Annotated in this window: 8 protein-coding genes; 6 read left to right on the top strand and 2 right to left on the bottom strand. The window is 67.5% G+C overall.

Going from position 1 to position 8,898, the window contains the following annotated elements:
- The 3 genes from QOD90_RS11750 to QOD90_RS11740 all read left to right on the top strand — a co-directional run.
- A partial coding sequence (locus tag QOD90_RS11750) for an amino acid permease (protein ID WP_526349804.1) occupies window positions 1-1,115 on the top strand: 1,115 nt, incomplete at its 5' end.
- Window positions 1,112-2,344 carry a class I SAM-dependent RNA methyltransferase gene (locus QOD90_RS11745; protein ID WP_526349802.1) on the top strand — a complete coding sequence of 411 codons (1,233 nt, stop codon included), beginning with the start codon at window positions 1,112-1,114 and terminating at the stop codon, window positions 2,342-2,344. The genes QOD90_RS11750 and QOD90_RS11745, both read left to right, overlap by 4 nt.
- A complete protein-coding gene (locus QOD90_RS11740; protein WP_526349800.1) occupies window positions 2,341-2,799 on the top strand; it encodes an AAA family ATPase in 459 nt (152 codons plus the stop codon). The genes QOD90_RS11745 and QOD90_RS11740 overlap by 4 nt, the downstream gene beginning before the upstream one ends.
- Here QOD90_RS11740 and QOD90_RS11735 read toward each other — a convergent pair.
- A complete protein-coding gene (locus tag QOD90_RS11735; protein WP_526349799.1) occupies window positions 2,796-3,263 on the bottom strand; it encodes an Rv1443c family protein in 468 nt (155 codons plus the stop codon). The genes QOD90_RS11740 and QOD90_RS11735 overlap by 4 nt on opposite strands.
- A gap of 70 nt (window positions 3,264-3,333) precedes the next feature.
- On the opposite strand from QOD90_RS11735, the gene nhaA reads away from it, so the two are divergent.
- The 3 genes from nhaA to QOD90_RS11720 all read left to right on the top strand — a co-directional run bounded on the left by nhaA (window position 3,334) and on the right by QOD90_RS11720 (window position 7,579).
- Window positions 3,334-4,602: a Na+/H+ antiporter NhaA gene (gene nhaA, locus QOD90_RS11730; protein ID WP_526349806.1), complete on the top strand. Its 1,269-nt coding sequence runs from the start codon at window positions 3,334-3,336 to the stop codon at window positions 4,600-4,602.
- A 36-nt stretch (window positions 4,603-4,638) separates the two neighbouring features.
- Window positions 4,639-6,552, top strand: a complete 1,914-nt coding sequence (dxs, locus tag QOD90_RS11725) for a 1-deoxy-D-xylulose-5-phosphate synthase (RefSeq protein ID WP_526349797.1) — start codon at window positions 4,639-4,641, stop codon at window positions 6,550-6,552.
- A 124-nt stretch (window positions 6,553-6,676) separates the two neighbouring features.
- Window positions 6,677-7,579, top strand: coding sequence for an alpha/beta fold hydrolase (locus QOD90_RS11720; RefSeq protein WP_526349795.1), 903 nt, complete (start codon window positions 6,677-6,679; stop codon window positions 7,577-7,579).
- Here the strand turns inward: QOD90_RS11720 and QOD90_RS11715 are convergent.
- Window positions 7,576-8,898, bottom strand: a complete 1,323-nt coding sequence (locus QOD90_RS11715) for an HRDC domain-containing protein (RefSeq protein WP_526349793.1) — start codon at window positions 8,896-8,898, stop codon at window positions 7,576-7,578. The genes QOD90_RS11720 and QOD90_RS11715 overlap by 4 nt on opposite strands.

Below are 8,898 nucleotides of genomic sequence, written 5' to 3'. Positions count from 1 at the left end.
AGCAGCTCGGTGGGGCGCCCGCGGGCTATCATCCGAAGACGTTGATCACGCAGTTGGCCAACGCGGTGTTCGACGGGTTTCCGATCGGTCTCTATCTGATCGCCGGAGTGACCGCACTGATCCTGGTGCTGGCCGCCAACACGGCGTTCAACGGGTTCCCGGTGCTGGGATCGATTCTGGCTCAAGACCGCTACCTGCCCCGCCAGTTGCACACCCGTGGTGATCGGCTCGCCTTCTCCAACGGCATCCTCTTCCTCGCGTTCGCCGCCATCGCCTTCGTGGTGGCCTTCAACGCCGAGGTGACCGCGCTGATCCAGCTATACATCGTGGGGGTGTTCGTCAGCTTCACGCTCAGCCAGATCGGCATGGTGCGGCACTGGACCCGCCTGTTGCGCACCGAGACCGACGCCAATCAGCGCCGCAGGATGTACCGGTCCCGCATCATCAATGCGATCGGGCTGCTCTGCACCGGCACCGTACTGGTGGTTGTCGTGGTCACCAAGTTCCGGGCCGGAGCCTGGATTGCCATCCTGGCCATGGGCGCGCTGTTCATCATCATGAAGCTGATCCACAAGCACTACGCCACCGTGCAGCAGGAATTGGACGACCGCGCCGCCGAGGAGGGTGACGTGGTGCTGCCCAGCCGTAATCACGCCATCGTGTTGGTGTCCAACCTGCACCTCCCGACCAAGCGGGCCCTGGCGTACGCCAGGGCCACCCGGCCCGACGTGCTCGAGGCGATCACGGTCAACGTGGACGACGAGGAAGCCCATGGGCTGGTGCACAAGTGGGAGGACAGCGAGGTCTCGGTGCCGCTGAAGGTCATCGCCTCGCCCTACCGCGAAATCACCAGGCCGGTACTGGGTTACGTTCAGCGAATCATCAAGGATTCGCCGCGTACCGTCGTCACGGTGTTCATCCCCGAGTACGTCGTCGGTCACTGGTGGGAGCAGGTGCTGCACAACCAGAGTGCGCTACGGCTCAAGGGGCGGCTGCTCTTCGAGCCGAACGTCATGGTCACGTCGGTTCCGTGGCAGCTGAGTTCGTCGGAGCGGCTCAAGGGAATCGATGAACAGCCGGCACCCGGCGACGCCCGACGCGGGTTCCTCGATTGACCACATCCGGAGGGCAGGAGCGCAGCGACCAGGGATCGATGTTGAATCTGACGGTCGGAGCGCCCGCGAACGGCGGCAGCTGCGTGGCCCGTCACGACGGGCGCGTCGTGTTCGTCCGCTACGCGTTGCCGGGCGAAGTCGTCGTTGCGCGGGTGACGGAGGAACGCGGAAGTCATTGGCACGCCGAGGCGGTCGAAATACTCGAGGCGTCGCCCGACCGCATCGAATCCCTGTGCCCCATCGCAGGCGCCGACGGCTCGGGATGTTGCGACCTGGCCTTCGCGACGCCGGCATCCGCGCGTCGGCTCAAGGGCGACGTGGTGGCCAATCAACTCGAACGACTCGGCGGCCACCAGTGGGCGGGCGAGGCGGAAGAGGTCGGGTCGACGGGTGCGACGGGCTGGCGCACGCGGGTGCGCTTGGACGTCGCCACCGAGGGTGCTCAGGCCGGCCACGCCGGCTTTCACCGCTATCACAGCAGCGATCTGGTCACCGAGTTGTCTTGCGCGCAGGTGCCCGAAGGCATGCTGTCAGGTCTCGACGGAGCGAAGTGGCCACCTGGCGCGCAACTGCACGTCGCACTGGACGAGGCGGGCGCCCGACATGTCGTCCAGACGGGTCCGCGATCGGATCGCAAGGCGTCGACCCAGGTCGTCGAAGGCTCCTACGAGGCGACCCAGCGAGTCGGTGACCGGACGTGGAGCGTCCCGGTTACCGCGTTCTGGCAGGCGCACCGCGACGCGGCGCGCACCTATAGCGCGTTGGTGAAGGGCTGGGCCAAGCTCACGCCAGGCATGACCGCGTGGGACTTGTACGGTGGCGCGGGGGTTTTCGCCGCGGTGCTGGCGGAATCGGTCGGAGAATCGGGGCACGTGCTCAGCGTCGACACGTCCCGCGGGTCGGCGCGGGCGGCCAGGGCTGCGCTGGCCGACCTCGACTGGGTGGACGTGCTCACCGAGTCGGTGCGACGTGCGCTCGGCACCCAACGCCGCCGTGCCGACGTCGCCGTGCTCGATCCGCCGCGCACCGGCGCCGGCCGCGAGGTCATCGACCTGTTGGCCGCCGCAGGCGTACCGCGAATCATCCACATCGGTTGCGAGGCAGCGTCCTTCGCGCGTGACGTCGGTCTCTACCGCGGCCACGGGTACGCGGTCGAGGAGTTGCGGGTGTTCGACTCCTTCCCGTTGACGCATCACGTCGAGTGCGTCGCGGTGCTGTCACTCGCGTGAAACGCGTTCTCGTGACCGGCATGTCCGGCACCGGCAAGTCGACGTTGTTGGCCGAGCTCGCCGCCCGCGGGTACTGGACGGTCGACACCGACTACGGCGACTACTTCGAGACGGTCGACGGTGAGTCGCTGTGGATCGAGGCACGGATCGACGAACTGCTTTCTGCCGAGGATCCTCGCGGAATACTGTTCGTCCAGGGCACCACGCGCAACCAGGTGCTCTTCTATCCCCGCTTCGACCACGTCGTACTTCTGAGCGCGCCCGCCGAACTGGTCGTCGAGCGCTTGCGGACCCGCACCAACAATCCGTACGGCCAACGCCAGGACGAGATCACCGCCGCGCTCGAGAATCTCGCGGAAGTCGAACCGCTGCTACGGGTCTCGGCGACGTTGGAGGTCGTCACGACCGTGCCCGTCGAAGTCGTCGCCGACACCGTACTGGCCCACGTGTCCTAGCTGAAGTGACGCTGCAATCGGCGGTGTCGGTGGGCGAAGAAGGCCCGAATGCCTACTGCGAGAGCGGGTGCCGCGATGCGAAGCAGCAACCGCGGGGTAAACGTGACGCGGTCGTGGACGACCGAGGCTCCGTCACCGTCAGGCCTCACGGTGCGCTCGTGGCGCCACTGGCTCATGCTCACCATCGTCGACTCCTCGAGGAACCGCGTCCCCTCGTCGAGTTCGGCGATGGTGAGGTAGTCGTAGTCGAACGGCAGCACACCGAAGAGGCGGAGCCATGCCCTTCCCAGCGGAGTGCCGACCGGAACGTCGTCGACCGTCACGCCGGCCATGCCGCGCGGCATCGACATCGTCATCCATGGCCGCATCTCGTCGTTGATGCCGTCGGGGGTGACCACGCGTTCCCAGACCCGCTCGGCCGGGGCAGCCACGTTGCTGCGGAGTTCGATGACCGTCGGTGCCATGGACTTCAACGTATTCGACGGCGTCGCCGCGGTGGGGTGTTCGTCCCCGTCGCAGAACTATGCTTCGGGCATGGCCGCTGGTTCACGACTCTTCAGCCGTGGCTCCTGGCCCGAGGCCAGCCGGATCTCCGAGGTCCTGCGCCGCGAAACGGCCGGCGGAATGCTGTTGCTCGCGGCGGCGGGTGCGGCGCTCGTTTGGGCGAATTCGCCGTGGGCGCCCGCCTACCGCGCGGTGTCGGAGTTCGCGATCGGACCGGACCAGCTGCATCTACGGTTGAGCGTCGCATCGTGGGCGGCGGATGGTCTGCTGGCCATCTTCTTCTTCGTCGTCGGTGTGGAACTGAAGCGCGAATTCGTGGCGGGCGACCTCCGCGACCCGGCACGCGCGGCCCTCCCGATCGCTGCGGCCGTCGGCGGGATGATCGTGCCTGCGGCGATCTTCATCGGCGTGAACTTGGCTGCGGGCGACCGCGCCAACCTCGGTGGGTGGGCGGTACCGATCGCCACCGACATCGCCTTTGCCCTCGCCGTCCTCGCGGTGCTATCGACGCATCTGCCGACGGCGTTGCGCACCTTCCTGCTGACGCTCGCGGTCGTGGACGACCTCCTGGCGATCACCGTCATCGCCGCCTTCTACACCGATCACCTCGCTCCGGTCCCGTTGGCGCTGGCGCTGATTCCCGGCGGGCTGTTCGCCATGGCCGTGCAGCGCGGAATCACGCGCTGGTGGGTCTTGGTGCCGCTTGCGGTGACGACCTGGGCGCTGGTCCACGCCAGCGGAATCCACGCGACGGTCGCCGGCGTCGTGCTCGGATTCACGGTGCCGGTGCTGGGACGGCACGCGCTCGCGGAGCGCTTCGAGCACCGCCTCCGGCCCGTCTCGGCAGGCATCGCCGTCCCGGTGTTCGCGTTCTTCGCCGCCGGAGTGACCGTCGGCGGGTGGACCGGCCTCGCCGACGCGCTGACCCACCCCGCCACCATCGGGGTGATGGCGGGTCTAGTCCTTGGCAAGCCACTCGGTGTGTTGATCACCACATTCCTGTTGGCCAGATTCACCAGCGCCGAACTGGACGATGACTTGGCCTGGCGCGACGTGCTCGGGGTCGCACTATTGGCCGGAATTGGATTCACGGTGTCGCTGCTCATCGGCGAGCTGGCATTTGGTTACGGCACTGTGACGGGTGCCGACGCCAAGATCGGCGTCCTCGTCGGATCCGTGGTGGCAGGGGCCTTGGCGGCCGTCGTCCTGGTCAGCCGCAATGCGGCGTATCGACGCATTCACGAACGCGAGACCGCCGATGCCGACCGCGACGGCGTGCCCGACGTATACGAACCTTGACAGGCCACTCCACGCCTCCGTGCGTAAACTGGCCTGATGCTTTCTCAGATCCGCGGCCCCGCTGATCTGCAGCACCTGACGCAGTCGCAGATGGACGATCTCGCGGTCGAAATCCGTGAGTTCCTGATCCACAAGGTTGCTGCCACCGGCGGACATCTCGGCCCCAACCTGGGCGTCGTCGAGCTAACGCTCGCGCTGCACCGGGTCTTCGATTCGCCGCACGATCCGATCATCTTCGACACCGGGCACCAGGCCTATGTCCACAAGATGTTGACGGGACGCTGCCCCGACTTCGACAACCTGCGCAAGAAGGGCGGGCTGTCGGGTTATCCGTCTCGCAGCGAGAGCGAGCACGACTGGGTCGAGTCCAGCCATGCCAGTACCGCCCTGTCGTACGCGGACGGACTGGCCAAGGCGTTCGAGCTCAGCGGGCATCGCAATCGGCACGTGGTCGCCGTCGTCGGCGACGGCGCGCTCACCGGCGGAATGTGCTGGGAGGCGCTCAACAACATCGCGGCGGCGCGCCGTCCGGTGATCATCGTGGTCAACGACAACGGCCGGAGCTACGCACCCACCATCGGCGGGTTCGCCGATCACCTCGCGGGTCTGCGCCTGCAGCCGGGATACGAGCGTCTTCTCGAAGAGGGACGCAAGGCCGTTCGCGGCGTGCCCCTCATCGGCGAGCTCTGCTACCAGTGCATGCACAGCGTCAAGGTTGGCATCAAGGACGCGCTGTCCCCGCAGGTGATGTTCACCGATCTTGGGCTGAAGTACGTCGGCCCCATCGACGGTCATGACGAGCATGCGGTCGAGGCGGCGCTGCGGCACGCGCGCGGCTTCAATGCGCCGGTGATCGTCCACGTGGCCACCCGCAAGGGCATGGGCTACGGGCCTGCCGAGTCCGACGAGGCCGAGCAGATGCACTCGACCGGGATCATCGACCCGCAGACCGGGCTGGCGACGTCAGTCGCCGCGCCGGGCTGGACGTCGGTCTTCTCCGACGAGCTGATCAAACGGGCGGCGAGGCGTCGCGACGTCGTCGCCATCACCGCCGCCATGCCGGGTCCGACCGGTCTCAGCGCGTTCCGCAAGCGCTTCCCGGACCGCTTCTTCGACGTCGGAATCGCCGAGCAGCACGCCATGACGTCGGCCGCGGGGCTGGCGATGGGCGGCATGCATCCGGTGGTGGCGATCTACTCGACGTTCCTCAACCGGGCCTTCGACCAGATCATGATGGACGTCGCCTTGCACAGCCTGCCGGTCACGATCGTGCTCGACCGGGCCGGGGTGACCGGTCCCGACGGCGCCAGCCACAACGGGGTGTGGGACATGTCGGTACTCGGCATCGTGCCCGGCATGCGCGTGGCGGCGCCCCGTGACGCCGCCCGCCTCCGCGAGGAACTCGGCGAGGCGCTCGACGTCGACGACGGACCCACCGCGATCCGATTCCCGAAGGGCGACGTGGGCGAGGACATCCCCGCCGTGGTACGCCGCGACGGCGTCGACGTGCTCGCGGTCCCCGCCGAGGGTCTTTCGCAGGACGTGCTGCTGGTGGCGGTCGGTTCCTTCGCCTCGATGGCGCTCTCAGTGGCCGAACGGCTGCACAATCAGGGCATCGGCGTCACGGTCGTCGATCCTCGCTGGGTACTTCCGGTGCCCGAGACCCTCGGCCCACTTGCGTTGTCACACAAGTTGGTCGTCACGATGGAGGACCACGGCGTGCACGGCGGCGTCGGCTCATCTGTGTCGGCGGCGTTGCGGCGCAACGAGATCGACGTGCCATGCCGCGACGTCGGTGTGCCGCAGGAGTTCCAGGCGCATGCGTCGCGTGGTGAGGTGCTCGCCGGGGTGGGCCTGACCGAGCAGAACGTCGCCCGTCAGATCACCGGCTGGGTCGCCGCGCTCGGCAGTTCAGTGGGCGAGTCCCAAGTCATCGATCGGGTCGACTAGCCAACGCGTCCTGATCCGCCCAACGTGACACCACTGCGACGATCCGGGCCGAATTTCGCAGTGGCGTCACGTTCGGCGCCGAGGCCGATCGAGAAGGTTCGCTTCGCGGGCCTAAGCTTCCGCCATGGACGCCGAACTTGAGCGCTGGAAGGCCGCCGGTCAGTACTTCGACTACCTGGGCTTCGACATCTTCTTCCGAATCGAGGGCACCGGCCCCGCGCTCCTGCTCATACATGGATATCCGTTCAGCTCCTGGGATTGGTCGCTCATCTGGCCGAAGTTGGTAGAGCGGTTCACCGTCATCGCCCCGGACATGATCGGCATGGGCTTCTCGGCCAAGCCGGCGGCCTACGAGTACTCGGTGACCGACCACGCCGACATGCACGAAGCCCTCCTTCACCACCTTCGGGTCGACTCTTGCCACGTGCTGGCGCACGACCTCGGCGACTCGGTCGGCCAGGAGCTGCTCGCGCGGTACGAAGCCGGCGACAACGCCTACGGCGCACCGACGATCGACTCGATCACCTGGCTCAACGGCGGTTTGTTCAACGAGTCCTACACACCCCGGCTGGTGCAGAAGCTGTTGTCGCGAACTCCCTTGGGCGACATGACCAGTCGGTTCCAGGGCAGCCCGGTGTCGCGCCGGATCATCGACCGCACCCTCGATCAGATGTTCGGGCCCAACACCAAGCCGACGCCGCGCATGCTCGATCAGTTCCACCAGATCATGGACTTCAACGACGGCGCGCGGGTGACCCACAAGGTGGGCAGGTTCGTCAACGACCGCTACCGGTACCGGAACCGCTGGGTACGCGCCATGCGAGAGACCAGCGTCCCGATGCGACTGATCGACGGTCCGATCGATCCCAACTCGGGCAAGCACATGGCGGACCGGTACCTCGCGGTGATCCCCAAGCCCGACGTCGTGATGCTCGCCGACGACATCGCGCACTGGCCACAGATCGAGGCGCCCGAGGCGGTGTTGCGCCACTTCCTCGAGCACGTCGACCGGGTCGGCAAGACCTAGGAGTCCGGTGGGTCCTCCGACGGCGGGTTCTCCGACGGTGGGTCTTTCGGGGCGCGAGTCAACGCGTCGGTTAGCACCGGCACCGTCAACTCCCGCTGCCAGGGCCTGGCTCCCGCCTCGGCGAGGAACGCATCGATGACCGTGGAGGTGTCGCTAACCGGTTGCCAGTCCCACACCAACCGCCGCACCAGATCCGGTGTCAACAGATTCTCGGCGGGAACCGAAACCCGTTGGGACAGTTCGGTCAGACCCGCACGGACGAGGTCGAGCCGCTCGGCCGCCTCTGGCTTGCGTCGACTCCAGCGCACCGCGGGCGGTGGCCCCGTGACCGGCTCGGCGGCCTTCGGTAGGTCGGTGGCGGTGCGGGCACGCGCCAGAGCGTCGATCCAGACGCTTGCGCTGCGGCGCTGACGCGAGCCACCGAAGACCGGCAGCGCGACCAACTTCTCGACGGTGTCGGGATCCACGGTGGCGGCGTTGATGATTGCGGCGTCGGGCAGGATGCGTCCCGGCGCGATGTCGCGGCGCTGGGCGATCTGGTCGCGTGTCGTCCACAGTTCCCGGACGGCGGCGAGCGTCCGCGGGTTCTTCACCTTGTGGATGCCCGAGGTCCTGCGCCACCGATCCCGTCGGGTCGGCGAGGCGACGTAGGTTCGCAGATGCTCGAATTCCTCTGCCGCCCAGCGTGTCTTGCCTTGGGCCTCCAGTTCCGCGGCGATCGCTGCGCGCAGCTCGAGCAGGACCTCGACATCCAGCGCGGCATAGTTCAGCCAGTCGGCCGGCAGTGGGCGCTTGGACCAGTCGGCGGCCCCGTGTCCCTTCATCAGGTGCAGGCCGAGCAGCCGCTGGACCATCGCGGCCAGGTTCACCCTGTCGAATCCGGCCAGCCGGCCCGCCAACTCCGTGTCGTACAACCGGGGTGGCACCATCCCGAGCTCGGCAAGACACGGCAGATCCTGGTCTGCTGCGTGCAGAATCCACTCGTCGGTGTCCAGCACGTCGGCCAGCGGCGCCATCACCACCAGCGGGTCCTCGCCGTGGCTCACCGGGTCGATCAGCACCGAGCCCGCACCTTCGCGCCGAATCTGAATCAGGTAGGCGCGGTTGGAGTAGCGGAAACCCGACGCCCGCTCGGCGTCGATTGCGAACGGACCGTGACCGGATACCAGGAGTTCGGCGGCGGCCAGGATCTGGTCGGACGTGACGGCCAGTTCGGGTACTCCGTCAGCGGGGGCCAACAGCGGGGTGGGCTCTGGCTCGCTTGGCGCGGCTGAGTCCTCTGGGTCGGGCTCGCCAGGGCCGGCGTCCCCGGCATCCAG

Origin of the sequence: Mycobacterium sp. (genome assembly GCF_032161845.1) — a bacterium.
Classification (GTDB): Bacteria; Actinomycetota; Actinomycetes; order Mycobacteriales; family Mycobacteriaceae; genus Mycobacterium.
The sequence above is the reverse complement of the archived record's forward strand: the minus strand, read 5'-3'. Positions and strand labels throughout refer to the sequence as shown.